The sequence below is a fragment of the Chloroflexota bacterium genome, from assembly GCA_011322445.1.
Classification (GTDB): domain Bacteria; phylum Chloroflexota; class Anaerolineae; order Anaerolineales; family DRMV01; genus DRMV01.
Window position 1 is genome coordinate 119,178 of the sequence record DRMV01000033.1, and the last position, 14,507, is coordinate 133,684.

The window sequence follows — 14,507 nt, forward strand, 5'->3', positions numbered from 1 at the left end:
ACCATGTCTACCCCTCAATTGCTTACCCTGGGGACCACCAAGATTCGCATCCCGCCCCTCGGCATCGGCACATGGGCGTGGGGCGACCGCTTTTTCTGGAATTACGGACGCAACTACACCGCCGAAGACATCCACGCGGCCTTTGCCGCCGCGGTAGAAGACGGCATCACCTTTTTTGACACCGCCGAGGTCTATGGCATGGGGCGCGCCGAGCGTTTCCTGCGAGAAATGCTTGCCCAAACCGAAGCCCCCATCGTCATTGCCACCAAGTTCTTCCCCTTCCCGTGGCGGGTGCGGAAAGCCGCCATGCGCCGCGCCCTGCGCCACAGCCTGAAGCGGTTAGGGTTGGAAAAAGTAGACCTTTATCAAATCCACTTCCCCTGGCCGCTCCGCAGCACCGACTTTTGGGTGAGTGCGTTAGGCGAACTGGTGCAGGAAAGGCTGGTGCGGGCTGCGGGGGTTTCCAACTACAATGCCGAGCAAATGCGCCGCGCCCACGCGGTGCTACAAGCGCGCGGCATTCCGCTGGCCTCCAACCAGGTGCATTACAGCCTGCTGCACCGCGAGCCGGAGCGCAACGGTGTGCTCAACGCCTGCAAGGAACTCGGTATCACCCTGATTGCCTACAGCCCGCTGGAAATGGGCCTGCTGACCGGCAAATACACCCCCGAAAACCCGCCCGGCGGGGTGCGCAGCCGCCGCTACTCGCGGGAATACCTCGCCCGCATCCGACCGCTCATCGGCCTGATGCGGGAAATCGGTCAGGCCCACGGCGGCAAAACCCCGGCCCAGGTGGCGCTCAACTGGGTCATTTGTAAAGGCGCGGTGCCCATCCCCGGGGCGAAAAACGCCCGCCAGGCAGCCGCCAACGCCGGGGCGTTGGGCTGGCAACTGACCGATGATGAAATAGCCGCCTTGGACCAGGCCAGTGAGAAAATCCACCCCCCAACTGCTACCCGCTAACCGCCAACCATTGGAGGTTTTCCCATGACCTATCGCTTCGAAGTGCTCGACCTCAATTTCCAAAACGTGCCGCACACCATTGCGGTGTACCTCTTCCGCCACGACAAGGGCATCGCCCTCATCGAAAGCGGCCCCGGCTCGACCGTGCCAGCCCTGAAAAAAGCCCTGGCCGACCGCGGCTTTGCCCTGAGCGACATCACCGACGTGCTGCTCACCCACATCCACCTCGACCACGCCGGAGCAGCCGGTTTCCTGGCGCGGCAGGGCGCGACCATCCATGTCCACCCCGTGGGTGCGCCGCACATGATCAACCCCGAGAAACTGCTCATCTCCGCGGGGCGCATTTACGGCGACATGATGGAAACTCTCTGGGGCGACTTCCTGCCCGTGCCGGAAGAGAAAATCCACATTCCGCAAGACGAGGAAGACATCGTCATTGGCGACCTGCGCTTCACGCCCCTCGACACCCCCGGCCACGCCTATCACCACTATGCCTACATGTTCGAAGGCGTGTGCTTCAGCGGCGACGTAGGCGGCGTGCGGCTTCCCCTCGGTAACGACACCAAACACCTGCGCCTGCCCATGCCGCCGCCGGAATTCCACCTGGAAAAGTGGCGTGAAAGCCTTGCCCGCCTGCGGGAAGCCGCCCCGCGCGCCATCGTGCCCACCCACTTCGGCCCCTTTGAGGACGTCGACTGGCACCTGGACGCCATCGAGCGGGAACTCGACGACGTCGAGGGCTTCCTGGAAGCCGTGATGCCTTCCCAGCCCAGCATCGAAGAACTGGAACGCAAACTGGACGCCTGGGTGCTGGAAAAGAACCAGCGCGACGGCATCGACCCCGAAACCCACCACGCCTACGAAACCGCCAACCCCACATGGATGTCGGCCTCGGGCCTGGCGCGCTACTGGAAGAAGTTTCGGCAGAGCCAATAAAACTGCAGAAAACCGCAGATTACACAGAAAAAATCTGCGCTAATCTGCGCAATCTGCGGTTTTTCCCTCGGCCATGAGCAAGGCAAGCCACAACCAGCGCATCGGCAAGATCGGCGAAGACGCAGCGGCGGCTTACCTCGAAGCCCGCGGCTACCGCATCATAGGGCGCAACGTGCGCACGCCCCACGGCGAAATCGACCTCATCGCTGTCGCGCCCGACCACCTCGCCTTTGTCGAAGTCAAAACCCGTACCAGCAATGCCTTCGGCCAGCCCGAAGAAGCCATCACCGCCCGCAAATGGGCACACATGGTTGCCGCCGCCGAACACTGGCTATACGAAAACCGCCCGGGCGATGAAGCATGGCAAATCGACGTCATCGCGGTGCGCTTCCCCTCCCCCGCTCAACTCACCCAGCCGGAAATCCACCATTTTCCCAATGTCCAACGCTGACGCCCCACCCCAAAAGCCGCCCCTCATCGTGCTCGTCGGCCCCACCGCCGTGGGGAAGACTGAACTCTCGCTGCAACTCGCCGAGCGCATTGGCGGCGAAATCGTCTCCGCCGACTCGCGGCTGCTTTATCGCGGCATGGATATCGGCACCGCCAAGCCCACCCCCGCCGAGCGCGCCCGCGTGCCTCATCATCTCATCGACGTGGCCAACCCCGACGAAGTGTGGTCGGTCGCCCGCTATCAGGATGCCGCCTACGCGGCCATCGACGACATCCACCGCCGTGGCAAAGTGCCCCTGCTGGTCGGCGGCACAGGGCAATATGTGTGGGCCGTGGTAGAAGGCTGGCAGGTGCCGCGCGTACCACCCCGCCCCGGCCTGCGGGAAGCGCTGGAGCGTTGGGGAGAGGCACTCGGCCCCGAAGCCCTGCACGCCCGCCTGGCGCGCCTCGACCCCGAAGCCGCAGCCCGCATTCTGCCTTCCAACCTGCGCCGCACAGTGCGCGCCCTGGAAGTGATATTCAGCACTGGCCGCCGCTTTTCCGAACAGCAGGGCAAAACTCCCCCACCTTACCGGATACTCATCCTCGGCCTCACCCGTCCCCGCCCGGAACTGCATACCCGCATCGACGCCCGCATCGACGCCATGCTGGCTGCAGGATGGCTCGACGAAGTGCGCCGCCTGCTGGAAGCCGGTTACAGCCCCGACCTCCCTGCCATGTCGGGCATCGGCTACGCCGAACTCATCGCCTACCTGCAAGGGCAAATTCCGTTGGAAGAAGCCGTGCACCGCATTCAAAAACGCACGCGCCGCTTTGTGCGCCGCCAGGCCAACTGGTTCAAAGCCGACGACCCCCGCATCCATTGGTTCCCCGCCGGGGAAGACCCACTCACGGCCACGCTGCCCCTTGTCGCCAACTTCCTGAGAACGGCTGCGTGACCAACCTTGCTTTCCGGTGTTACCTCTAACAGCAAGACGCCACACCAAGGAGGCCACAATGATTCAAACCATCCGCCAATTGCTCAAAGCCAAAGGGCATGAGGTTTGGGCGATTTCCCCCAATGCGACGGTGTACGAAGCGCTGGAGATGATGGCCGACAAAGACGTCGGCGCGCTGCTGGTCATGGAAGGCGACCGGCTGGTGGGCATCTTCTCCGAGCGCGACTACGCCCGCCGCTGCATCCTCCGCAACCGCCGCTCTAAAGAAACCCGCGTGCGGGAACTGATGACCCAAGACGTCATCACCATCACCCCCAGCACCACCATCGACGAAGCCATGGAACTGATGACACGCCACCGCATCCGCCACCTGCCCGTGGTGGAAAACGACAAAGTCGTTGGCGTGGTTTCCATCGGCGACATCGTCAAAACGGTCATCGAAAACCAGCAACACATGATCTCGCACCTGGAAGGCTACATCGCTGGCGACGCAGGTGCAACAGCATAGCCTCTCCAAACACAAAAGGCGGTTCCGCACGGAACCGCCTTTTGACATCTGGCTTCCAAGCCTACTTTTTGCCTGGGTCGTAAAACACCAGCGTGCCCCACGACGTCGGCAGCAGGGTGCGGTAAGGGTCATTGGAAAGCATTGTCTGCTGAACGGCCTGGTTCGGATCGTCATCATCGGAGAGGCTGATAGCAAAGCCCATCTTCAGGCCGGGGTAAGGCTTGAAGCCGATGATCGTCCACGGAATCGCGGCTTCCAGCACATAGCCGTCAGAAGTCAGTTTCACGCCCAGCTCCACGGCGTGCACCGTGCGCGCCTGGGCCGCGGGATACCACAAGTAGGCTTCCGGCGAAGTGCCGGGCGGGTTCCCGGGGGAAAGGCCAATCTGGTAATCATCGCCATTGAGGGCGTTGATGTAGAAATCACCGTAAAGATTGGTGTCTAACTGAATTTCCACATCATCACCCTTGTAAATCGCCGCGCCATGCTCCTTTTGCACCAATTGGTCGTCGACCACCTGAACAGCAATATAGAGCGCCCGGTAATCCCACCCAATGCGGAAAGTGCCGCTAAGATCACTTGCGCCGCTGTAATTCGCCGCTCCATAAACCACGTTGGCAATGGGGTAAGTGACCGTGGTGCGCCAATCGTTCAGGTTGCCATCGATGTTGTTCGGGGCGATCCACAAAAGGGGGGCACGCACCACCGGACCAGGGCGGGAAGGCAACGGCGTCGGGGGTGGGGGCGACGTGGGCGGCGGAGCAGTTGGCACCGCTGTGGGGGGAAGCGGCGTGGGAGAAGCCACCGGCGTAGCCGTCGCCACCACGGGCCCAGCCGTGGCAGGTAGGGGAGACTGCCCGCGCGGCGTAGCCGTGGGCGGCACGCCCAACTGCGGGCTGAAAAAGGCCGTCATCGTGAGATTGGGCGTGGGGGAAGCAAACGGGGCAGGAGCCTTCAGGCCAGGGAGCGCACAAGCCACCCCTACCAGCAATGCCGCGCCTGCCAACAGCCCCCACCATAAAACCTTGCTTCGATTGGTCTGCATCACACACCTCCTGGCCTTCAGGTTGCAATGGCTATGCCACTCTCTCCTTCATTGTACAGCAAAAAGGGTGTTAGAGATTTGTTAGAAATCTTTCGCCGCCCCTATGCCGCAAAGCGCTTGTGCTAAAATAGGGGTGCCCGAACAGTGCCTCAAACGGCATTTAAAAACTGCCAAAAGACCCTATGAGTGGAGGTAGCATTATGGCTGACAAGATCAAAGTCCAACCCCTGGGTAGCCGCGTGTTGATTCGCCCGGAAGAAGAAGAACCCAAAACCAGCAGCGGCATTCTGTTGCCCGAAACCGCGAAAGAAAAGCCCCAAATTGGCGAAGTGATCGCCATTGGCGACGAAGAAGAAGAAATTCCCGTCAAGGTGGGGCAGAAAGTGCTCTACCCCAAATACACCGGCACCGAAATCAAGATCGACGGCAAAGAACACCTCATCATGGACGCCGGCGACCTGCTCGCGGTTGTGGAAAAATAACCTCGGCCAGGCAGCACACGAACTTCAGCGTCCGGGGCGCCAAAACCCCGGACGCTCGCTAAAAAAATGGGCCTGAGGCCCATTTTTTTAGCCTTCGGCCCGGCGTGTGCAGCCTGTCCGCGGTCATTCCCCAGCAAGGAGGCACGACATGTTCCAACTGAACATCGGCGGCTCGGAACAAGCCGACACCAACAAAATCTACGACCTCATCGTGGTCGGTGCTGGCGCCGCCGGCCTGACCTCGGCCATCTATGCTTCACGCGATGGCTGGGAAACACTGGTGCTGGAAAAGGAAGCCACCGGCGGCCTGGCTGCCACCACGCATCTCATCGAAAACTACCCTGGCTTCCCCGAAGGCATCGACGGCTCGGAACTGATGGAAAAATTCGTCGAGCAGGCCAAACGCTTTGGAGCCAAAATCGTCGAATTCGAAGAAGTCACCAGCCTGACGAAAAACGACGAAGGCATCTTCGAAATTGCCACCACGGGCGCGACCTACAAAGGCCGCGCGGTCATCCTCGCCACCGGCAGCCGCCCCAAACACCTGGGCATCCCCGGCGAGGAAGAATTCGCCAACAAGGGCGTCTCCTACTGCGCCACCTGCGACGGCCCGCTCTTCAAAGGGCAGGATGTCGTGGTCATCGGTTGCGGCAACTCCGGCCTGCAGGAAGCCCAAATTCTGCTGGAATATGCCAAATCGGTCACTTTCGTGGAATTCCTGCCCTACTCCATTGCCGAAAAAGTGCTCCAAGAGCGCGTCGTCAACCACCCCAAAGTCAAGTGCTACTTCTCACACATGGCCGTGGAAATCAAAGGCGATGACTTCGTCAACGCCATCGTGGTCAAAGACCGCGAAACCGGCGAGTTGAAGGAAATCCCCACCCAGGGCGTCTTCGTCTACGTCGGCTACCAGCCTTACACCGATTTCGTGAAAGGCGTGGTAGACCTCGACGAGCGCGGCTACATCGTCACCGACGCCCACATGCACACCAACATCCCCGGCGTGTTTGCGGCAGGCGACGTGCGTTCTGGCAACCTGGCCCAGGTGGCCGTGGCCGTGGGCGACGGTGCCAAAGCCGCCATCGCCGTGCGCGAATACCTGCAGGCGCAAAACAAATAATGTCCCACCGGGCGAGGCCTCAGGCTTCGCCCGTATGAATTCCTATGAGCGAAAGCACCCACACCCCCCTGCTAATTTTAGGCGCGGGCCCCGCGGGGCTGGCCGCGGCGCTTTACGCGGCGCGCGCCGACCTGCAGCCCATCGTCCTCACCGGCCCGGAACTTGGCGGCCAGGTTTCCATCACCTACATCGTCGAAAACTACCCCGGCTTCCCCGAAGGTGTGGAAGGCCCCGACTTGGTGACCCGCTTCAAAGAGCAGGCCGAAAAATTCGGCGCGCGCCTGGTGCTCGACACCGCCACCGCGGTGGACTTCCGCCAGCGCCCCTTCCGCATCCGCACCACCAAAACCGAATACACCGCCGACACGGTCATCATCGCCACCGGTGCCACGGCCAAGCAATTGGAAATTCCCGGCGAAGACGAACTCATCGGCATGGGCGTTTCTTACTGCGCCACCTGCGACGGACACTTCTTCAAAGGCATGGACATCATGGTGGTGGGCGGCGGTGACAGCGCCCTGGAAGAAGCCCTCTTCCTCACCCGCTACGCCAACAGTGTGACCATCGTCCATCGCCGCGAGGCATTGCGCGCCGGCCCACTGCTGCAAAAGCGCGCCCGCAACCACCCCAAAATTCGCTTCCTGATGGAAACCATCGTCACCGAAATCTTAGGCGACGAGATGGTCGAGGGCGTGCGCCTGCAACACCTGCCCAGCGGCGAAGAGCGAGAGCACCCCATCGCGGGCGTGTTCATCTTCATCGGCTACCACCCCAACACCGACCTGTTCGAAGGGCAAATCACCTTAGACGAACGCGGCTATATCGCCGTTGACAAACACATGCACACCAACATCCCCGGCGTGTTTGCCGCGGGCGAAGTGGCCGACAGCCGCTATCGCCAGGTGATTACCTCGGCAGGCATGGGTGCAGCCGCGGCGATGGAGGCAATTCATTTTCTGGAAAACCAAGGGCTTCCCTGAGGGGGGAAGCCTTTTTTTGACGGCCCGTAGTGACAACTGTAACTACCCCAAACGGGCCGATTCGAGTATCATTGAAACTTAGAGTGAGCATTCAGGCCTTGCGTGACAAGGCACATTTATCTCGTCCGTCACATTGCACCTGAGGAGGCAACAAATGGCAAAAGTATCGATTATTGGCGCTGGTATGACCGGCTCCACCACCGCCCACTGGCTGGCGGAGCGCGAGATCGCCGACATCGTGCTGGTCGACATCATTGAAGGGATGCCCCAAGGCAAAGCCCTCGACCTGACCGAAGCCATGCCGGTGATCGGCAAAGACGCACACATTTTTGGCAGCAACGACTACGCCGACACCAAAAACTCCGACATCGTCATCATCACCGCCGGCCTGCCCCGCAAGCCTGGCATGAGCCGCGACGATCTTCTGGTGACGAATGCGAAAATCGTAGCCGATGTGGCCCGCAAAACCTTAGAGCAATCCCCCGACGCCATCTTCATCGTGCTCACCAACCCGCTGGATGTGATGACCTACCTCACCTGGAAGGTCACCGGCCTGCCCACCCACCGCATTGTCGGCCAGGCAGGCATTCTCGACTCTGCCCGGATGCGCGCCTTCGTGGCGATGGAAACCGGCGTGAGCGTGGAAAACATCAACTGCTACGTGCTCGGCGGCCACGGCGACGATATGGTGCCCCTCACCCGCCATTCCAACATCGCAGGCGTTCCCCTGAACAAATACCTGCCGAAAGACAAACTGGATGCCATCGTCGAGCGCACCCGCAAAGGCGGCGGCGAAATCGTTGGCCTGCTGAAGAAAGGCAGCGCCTTCTACGCGCCTTCCGCCGCGCTGGCTCAGATGGCCGAAGCCATCATCAAAGACAAACACCTCATCGTGCCCGCCACTTCTTACCTCGACGGCGAATATGGCATGCACGACATCTTCATTGGTGTGCCCACCATGCTGGGCCGCAAGGGCGTTGAAAAGGTCATCGAATACGAACTCAATGACGAAGAGATGGCCGCCTTCAAGAAATCGGCCGACCATGTCAAATCCAATGTTGCCAAACTGACCGAATTCGACCTGCTTTAAGCCCACCCACAGGGAAGGACGCCAGAAGCGTCCTTCCCTGTTTTATCATTCGTTCCAAGGAGGCTACCCCATGTTACTGAAAGAACGGCTTGCTGCCGAAATTCCCGCCTGGCGTGACCGCCAGCGCAAACTGGCGAAGGAATACGGCGATGTCGTCGTGGACCAGGTCCACATGCGTCAGCTTCTCGGCGGCCTGCGCGGCGTCAAGGCGCTGGTCACCGATATTTCTTACGTCGACCCCTACGAAGGCATTCGCTTCCGCGGGCACACTATTCCTGAAGTGTTGGAAAAACTGCCCAAACCCGCCGAAGGCGATATGCCCTACGTCGGCGGCCTCTACTGGCTGCTGCTCACCGGCGACTTCCCCACCAAAGAAGAAGCCCTCTCGGTGGAAGAAGAATGGAAGAAGCGCATGGCGCTGCCCGAGCACATCTTCGACGTGCTCAAAGCCTTCCCCAAAGACGCACACCCGATGACCATGTTCGCGGCCGCGGTGCTGGCGTTGCAGCCCGAATCGGAATTCGCCAGGCGCTACAAAGAGGGCATGAAGAAAACCGAATATTGGGACCCGATGCTGGAAGACGCCCTCAGCCTGACCGCCAAACTGCCCGCCATCGCTGCTTACATTTACCGGCTGAAATACAAAGACGGCAAATTCATCGCCCCCGACCCCAACCTCGACTGGGGCGCCAACTTCGCCCACATGATGGGTGTGGAAAACCCCGAATACAAGAACCTCAGCCGCCTCTACTTCATCCTGCACTCCGATCACGAAAGCGGCAACGTCAGCGCCCACACCACCTACCTGGTTTCCTCGGCGCTCTCCGATATTTACTACTCCTTCTCCGCCGCCATGGACGGCTTGGCCGGCCCGTTGCACGGCCTCGCCAACCAGAACTGCCTTTACTGGCTGATGGGCGTAAAGGAAAAATTCGGTGGCGTGCCCACCCACGAGCAAATGCGCCAATATGCGTGGGACACCCTGAACAGCGGTCAGGTCATCCCCGGCTACGGCCACGCCGTGCTGCGCCGCACCGACCCGCGCTACAAAGCGCAGTTCGAGTTCGCCCTCGAACACATGCCCGACGACCCGCTCTTCCAGACCGCCAAGGTGGCCTACGAGGTCATCCCCGACGTGCTGAAGGAACACGGCAAGGCCAAGAACCCGTGGCCCAACGTCGACGCCCTCAGCGGCACCCTGCAACAGCACTACGGCGTGAAGGAATCCGACTTCTACACCGTGATGTTCGGCGTCGGCCGCGCCCTGGGCGTGACCGCCAACACCGTGTGGGCACGCGCCCTGGGGCACCCCATCGAACGCCCCAAGTCGGTGACGACCGCCATGCTGGAAGAAGAGATCAAAGACAAGTAACCTCGCTTCTCCTCCTCCTCAAACACGCTCCCCCTGCCCAAACGGACAGGGGGAGTTGTTGATTTTCACCAAGTGGCGAGGCGTATCGCGCTCCGCCCACGGCGTCTCACCACGGCTTTGGTATGGCGGCTGCTTTTTTCACCAATGCAATCGGCCGAGCATGCTACCCCGGCATAAACAGGGGAAGATCGTACAACGGTTCGTAAGTGCAGCGGCAGCCGCCCTCATGCGAGCAGCCCTCCACCGGCAACTGCGGCACTTCGTCTTTGGCATAAGTACCAGCCATACTCAAACACACCGGGCAGGCATCGGCCGCGACGACCACCCGAATGGCCTTCACGCGCGGGTTTTCCCGATAGCGCCGCAACGCCACCGCCCGCGTGCTGAATTCCCGCAAATCGACGCCGCACTTCGCACAATAAACTGCCGTATCAGGCGAAGTTGCATGACATTTGCTGCAAATCTGCATGGGAAGCCTCCTGGGAAACCTGAATTCGCATGCTGTGTGCATTCTACCACAAAGCCGAGGCGCTACCAGAAGACGCAATTTTTATGAGAGTCTTATAAGAAATTCGCCGTTTTCCCTTGTGGCGGCTGCACCAAGCGGTTACAATGCGGGGGATTGTTTCCCATTCCGCAAACACGACCATTGAGAAGGAGGTCATCATGGCAAAAACCACTTTTGGCGAAGAAATTTACCTGCGTGCCCTGACAGGCAAAATCGTTGGAGCGCAAATGATTGCTGACTATGCGAAAGTCGCTTTCGTTTCGCCGCGCAATATCATTTGCAGCGCCATCAGCGCCGCCGCCGAAGCCGCTTACATTCTGGAAACCGGCGCCCAGGCTGCCCACTTCATCGTCGAGCCCGGCCAGGAAGCCCAAGCCGCTCAGGCCGTCGCGGCCTTCCAACCCGAAGCGGTGGTGCTGATGTTCGGCGGCGAAACCCCCATCGAAGAAACCAAAACCCTGTTCGTCAACTTCCTCAAGGGGCTGGCCGAAGCCGACCTGTTCACCGACCTGATCGTCCATGTGCGCATCTTTGCTGCGGGTGGCTTGCAAGCCGCGCTGCAAGACGACACCATCCGCCCTTACCTGCTCGACAACGAGGTTTACGTGTACACTGCCAACCTCGACAAAGGCCTCTTCATCTACAACATTGCCCTCATTGACGAAGACGGCACCATTAGCCTCGACGAACTGCTGGCCTTCCCCGTCACGGTGGAGCACGCCGAACTGCTCAACCGCTCGCTGCGCGACAAAACCTTGGCATGGGCTGACGCCTGAGCAACCACGCCGTCCACGCACGCCCTCGCTTCGGCGGGGGCGTTTTTGTTTGCCTGCCCGCCTTCCCGTGCTATAATCACCCCCGCCGCGCCGCGGCAAATTTCGGCTGGAGGTTTCCCGATGTACAAAACGCATACCTGCGGCGAACTGCGCGCCGAGCATGTTGGTCAGGAAGTTGCCCTCGCCGGCTGGGTTCACCGTCGCCGCGACCACGGCGGTGTGACTTTCATCGACCTGCGCGACCGCTTTGGCCTTGTGCAGATCGTCGCCGACGAAGCCACGCACCCCGAAGCCCACAAGGCCCTGGAAGCCGCCCGCAACGAATGGGTATTGCAGGTCAAAGGGCGCGTCCGCCGCCGCCCGGCAGGCTCTGAAAACCCCAACCTGCCCACCGGCGACATCGAAGTCGAAGTCTTCCAGGTGCAGGTGCTCAACCCCGCCAGGCCCACCCCCTTCACCATCAACAAAGACGACGGCGTAGACGAAAGCATCCGCCTGAAATACCGCTACCTCGACCTGCGCCGCGAGGCCATGCGCCGCAACATCGAACTGCGCCACCGGGTGGTCAAATTCATCCGCGACTACCTCGACCGCCACGGCTTCCTGGAAATCGAAACGCCCATCCTCTTCAAATCCACGCCCGAAGGCGCACGCGACTACCTGGTGCCTTCCCGCGTGCATCCGGGCGAATTCTACGCCCTGCCGCAATCGCCCCAGCAACTCAAGCAATTGCTGATGGTCGGCGGCATCGAGCGTTACTTCCAGATTGCCCGCTGCTTCCGCGACGAAGACCTGCGCGGCGACCGCCAGCCGGAATTTACCCAACTCGACCTGGAAATGTCGTTCGTCGACCGGCGGGAAGACATCATGGACCTCATCGAGGGCCTGATGATCGAACTGGTGCACACCGTGGTGCCCGAAAAGCACATCCTGCAAACGCCCTTCCCGCGCCTCAGTTACCAGGAAGCCATCGACCGCTTCGGCACCGACCACCCCGACCTGCGCTTCGGCCTGGAAATCAAAGACATCGGCGACCTCGCCGCGGAGAGCAACTTCCGCGTGTTCACCCAGGCGCTGGAAAAAGGCGGGCTGGTGCGCGGCATCAACGCCAAAGGACTGGGCGTGCTCTCCCGCAAGGAAGTCGATGCCCTCACCGAGTTCGTCAAACAGCACGGCGCCAAAGGTCTGGCCTACTTTTACGTCGAAGAAAACGGCTTCCGCTCGCCGATTGCCAAATTCTTCTCGCCCGAAACGCTGGAAGCCATCGGCCAGCGGCTGGAAGCCGACCCCGGCGACCTGCTGCTCTTCGTGGCCGACGCCAACCGCGAAGTGGTTGCCGACGCCCTGGGGCGCCTGCGCGTCCACCTCGCCGACCGCCTCGGCCTGCGTGACCCCAACGTCCTGGCCTTCGTCTGGATCATCGACTTCCCCTGGGCTTTCTGGGATGAAGAAGAACAGCGTTGGGATCCCAGCCAGCACCCCTTCACTATGCCCATGCCAGAAGACATCCCCTTGCTGGAAACCGACCCCGGCAAAATGCGCGGCGCGCAATATGACCTGGTACTCAACAACTACGAAGTGGCGGGCGGCTCCATCCGCGTGCACGACCGCGAACTGCAAGAGAAACTCTTCCGCCTCATCGGGCTGGATATGGAAACCGCGCGCGAGCGCTTCGGCCACATGCTGGAAGCCTTCGAATACGGCGCGCCGCCCCACGGCGGCATCGCCTCGGGCATCGACCGCCTGGTGATGATCCTCGCCGACGCCCCCAACATCCGCGAAGTGATTGCCTTCCCCAAGAACCAGGCCGCCCGCGATGTCATGGCTGGCGCGCCTTCCCCCGTCGACGAAGCCCAACTACGCGAACTGCACATCAAACTCGACCTTCCCGAAGCGCCAAAACCCTGAAAACGACACCCTCGTTCCTTCGCGGGCGGCCTCTGAGGTCGCCCGCTTCGCATTTGACTTTCAAGGGGCTTTCCCCTATACTCACAATAGGCCGTGCATCATCCCGGAAGGAGGCAAAACAATGACTGAGCAACCGGTAAACCCTTCCCCTCAAGCCGCGCCGCAAGACCTCACCCCCGAAGAGGTCAAAGACCTCTTTGACGAAAGCACTGCCCCCAAAGAGGACCACGGCATGAGCGCATTGGAGCCTGCACTGGAAGGCAGCGACCACGCCGAGGCAAATGCCGCCGCAGAAGAGGAAGACAAAGGGATGCAAGCCACCGCCCCCATTTTGCCCGACGAGGCGGTGGAAGACAACCCGCCCCTGCCGCCGAGTTCCGCCATGCAGGGGGCGCCGCTCTTTAGCGCCGATGCAACCCTGCTGCCCGGCACCCGCTCCACACCTCCCGTCGCCGCCCCACCGGTTGACCCTTCCCTGCCACCCAACCCCACCCTGGTCGACGAACTGGTTACCAAGAAGGCGCTCCACGACCTCTGGAAAGAGGCCGACGCGCTGCAAACGCGCATCAACGCCGAGGTCAACGACATCAACCGGGCACGCGCTTTGCTCAACCAGATTCAGGCCGCCCGCAATTATCTGCTGGCTGGCCGCGACAACTACGAAGAGGCCGCGCGGGCATTGAGCGAGGTCGCTTATCAGTTGGCTTTCCTGCAACGCGTGCGCAAGGCTTCCAAACAAGTGGGCGTCAAGCTCTTGCTCTACGAAGTGGCCTGGGCTTTCCTGATGGGCATTGCCATGTTTGTCGTACCGTGGGCGTTGCGCCGCTGGGCACCTTTCTTCGGCTATGCCAACGGCGCCACCACCGGCCTGCAAAGTGTGCAGTGGCTGGTCGATGGCTTCAAGACCATGTTCTGGGGCAGCCTGGGCGGCGTCACCGGGGCGCTTTATGCCCTCTGGCGGCACGTGGCCGACAAGCAGGATTTCGACCCGCAATATGCGATGTGGTACATCACCAACCCTATCATGGGCTTTGCCCTGGGCGCTTTCATTTACCTCATCATGCAAGCCGGGCTGCTTTCCATGACCAGCGGGCAGCAGGCTGCAATGGCAAGCGCGGTGCCCACTTTTGTGCTGGCATGGCTTTCGGGTTTCCAGCAAAACGTGGCTTATGACATCGTGCGGCGCATTCTCAAAGTCTTTCAACTGGAAGACAACACGCCGACCACCCCGCCGCCGCCGACCTCGGGCGCTGGTTCAAACGCTTCTTGAGGCATTTTCCGAGCCCCGCACAACCTCGATGCCCTACTTTCTCTCCCCAACAGGCCGCGTTTTGCGGCCTGTTGCGCATGGACGGCACAGCCCTTGCACGCAACACCATGCCCGCCCGAAACGGCCTTCATGCTATAATCCCTCCAATGCACGCTTCTCCT

Annotated in this window: 15 protein-coding genes; 13 read left to right on the plus strand and 2 right to left on the minus strand. The window is 61.1% G+C overall.

Going from position 1 to position 14,507, the window contains the following annotated elements:
* The first annotated feature begins 48 nt into the window (after positions 1-48).
* The 5 genes from ENJ54_06775 (at position 49) to ENJ54_06795 (ending at position 3,795) form a co-directional block, all read left to right on the plus strand.
* The gene (locus ENJ54_06775; GenBank protein ID HFC09536.1) at positions 49-963 is read left to right on the plus strand and encodes an aldo/keto reductase; all 915 of its coding nucleotides are present in this window, start codon (positions 49-51) and stop codon (positions 961-963) included.
* 24 nt (positions 964-987) lie between these two features.
* Positions 988-1,899 carry an MBL fold metallo-hydrolase gene (locus ENJ54_06780; GenBank protein ID HFC09537.1) on the plus strand — a complete coding sequence of 304 codons (912 nt, stop codon included), beginning with the start codon at positions 988-990 and terminating at the stop codon, positions 1,897-1,899.
* A 73-nt stretch (positions 1,900-1,972) separates the two neighbouring features.
* Positions 1,973-2,350, plus strand: a complete 378-nt coding sequence (locus ENJ54_06785) for a YraN family protein (protein ID HFC09538.1) — start codon at positions 1,973-1,975, stop codon at positions 2,348-2,350.
* On the plus strand, positions 2,337-3,287 hold the full coding sequence (gene miaA, locus ENJ54_06790; protein ID HFC09539.1) for a tRNA (adenosine(37)-N6)-dimethylallyltransferase MiaA: 951 nt from the start codon (positions 2,337-2,339) through the stop codon (positions 3,285-3,287). The genes ENJ54_06785 and miaA overlap by 14 nt, the downstream gene beginning before the upstream one ends.
* A gap of 58 nt (positions 3,288-3,345) precedes the next feature.
* Positions 3,346-3,795: a CBS domain-containing protein gene (locus ENJ54_06795; protein ID HFC09540.1), complete on the plus strand. Its 450-nt coding sequence runs from the start codon at positions 3,346-3,348 to the stop codon at positions 3,793-3,795.
* Positions 3,796-3,856: 61 nt separating this feature from the next.
* On the opposite strand, the gene ENJ54_06800 is transcribed toward ENJ54_06795, so the two are convergent.
* A complete protein-coding gene (locus ENJ54_06800) occupies positions 3,857-4,840 on the minus strand; it encodes a hypothetical protein (protein HFC09541.1) in 984 nt (327 codons plus the stop codon).
* A gap of 212 nt (positions 4,841-5,052) precedes the next feature.
* On the opposite strand from ENJ54_06800, the gene ENJ54_06805 reads away from it, so the two are divergent.
* The 5 genes from ENJ54_06805 (at position 5,053) to ENJ54_06825 (ending at position 9,884) form a co-directional block, all read left to right on the plus strand.
* Positions 5,053-5,322, plus strand: coding sequence for a co-chaperone GroES (locus ENJ54_06805; GenBank protein HFC09542.1), 270 nt, complete (start codon positions 5,053-5,055; stop codon positions 5,320-5,322).
* Between the two features lie 148 nt (positions 5,323-5,470).
* On the plus strand, positions 5,471-6,442 hold the full coding sequence (gene trxB, locus ENJ54_06810) for a thioredoxin-disulfide reductase (protein HFC09543.1): 972 nt from the start codon (positions 5,471-5,473) through the stop codon (positions 6,440-6,442).
* Between the two features lie 44 nt (positions 6,443-6,486).
* Positions 6,487-7,422, plus strand: a complete 936-nt coding sequence (gene trxB, locus ENJ54_06815; GenBank protein HFC09544.1) for a thioredoxin-disulfide reductase — start codon at positions 6,487-6,489, stop codon at positions 7,420-7,422.
* 154 nt (positions 7,423-7,576) lie between these two features.
* Entirely contained in the window at positions 7,577-8,512 is a 936-nt protein-coding gene (gene mdh / locus ENJ54_06820) for a malate dehydrogenase (protein ID HFC09545.1), read from the plus strand.
* Between the two features lie 70 nt (positions 8,513-8,582).
* Positions 8,583-9,884 (plus strand): citrate (Si)-synthase, encoded by a 1,302-nt coding sequence (locus ENJ54_06825; GenBank protein ID HFC09546.1) that lies wholly within the window; start codon positions 8,583-8,585, stop codon positions 9,882-9,884.
* A gap of 163 nt (positions 9,885-10,047) precedes the next feature.
* Here the strand turns inward: ENJ54_06825 and ENJ54_06830 are convergent, their stop codons facing one another.
* Entirely contained in the window at positions 10,048-10,395 is a 348-nt protein-coding gene (locus ENJ54_06830; protein ID HFC09547.1) for a zinc-ribbon domain-containing protein, read from the minus strand.
* A gap of 155 nt (positions 10,396-10,550) precedes the next feature.
* Between ENJ54_06830 and ENJ54_06835 the strand changes: the two genes are divergently transcribed.
* From ENJ54_06835 to ENJ54_06845, 3 genes are all read left to right on the plus strand, one after another.
* Entirely contained in the window at positions 10,551-11,168 is a 618-nt protein-coding gene (locus ENJ54_06835) for a hypothetical protein (GenBank protein HFC09548.1), read from the plus strand.
* 120 nt (positions 11,169-11,288) lie between these two features.
* Positions 11,289-13,076, plus strand: a complete 1,788-nt coding sequence (gene aspS, locus ENJ54_06840) for an aspartate--tRNA ligase (protein HFC09549.1) — start codon at positions 11,289-11,291, stop codon at positions 13,074-13,076.
* Between the two features lie 121 nt (positions 13,077-13,197).
* Positions 13,198-14,346, plus strand: a complete 1,149-nt coding sequence (locus ENJ54_06845; GenBank protein ID HFC09550.1) for a hypothetical protein — start codon at positions 13,198-13,200, stop codon at positions 14,344-14,346.
* Positions 14,347-14,507 lie beyond the last annotated feature (161 nt).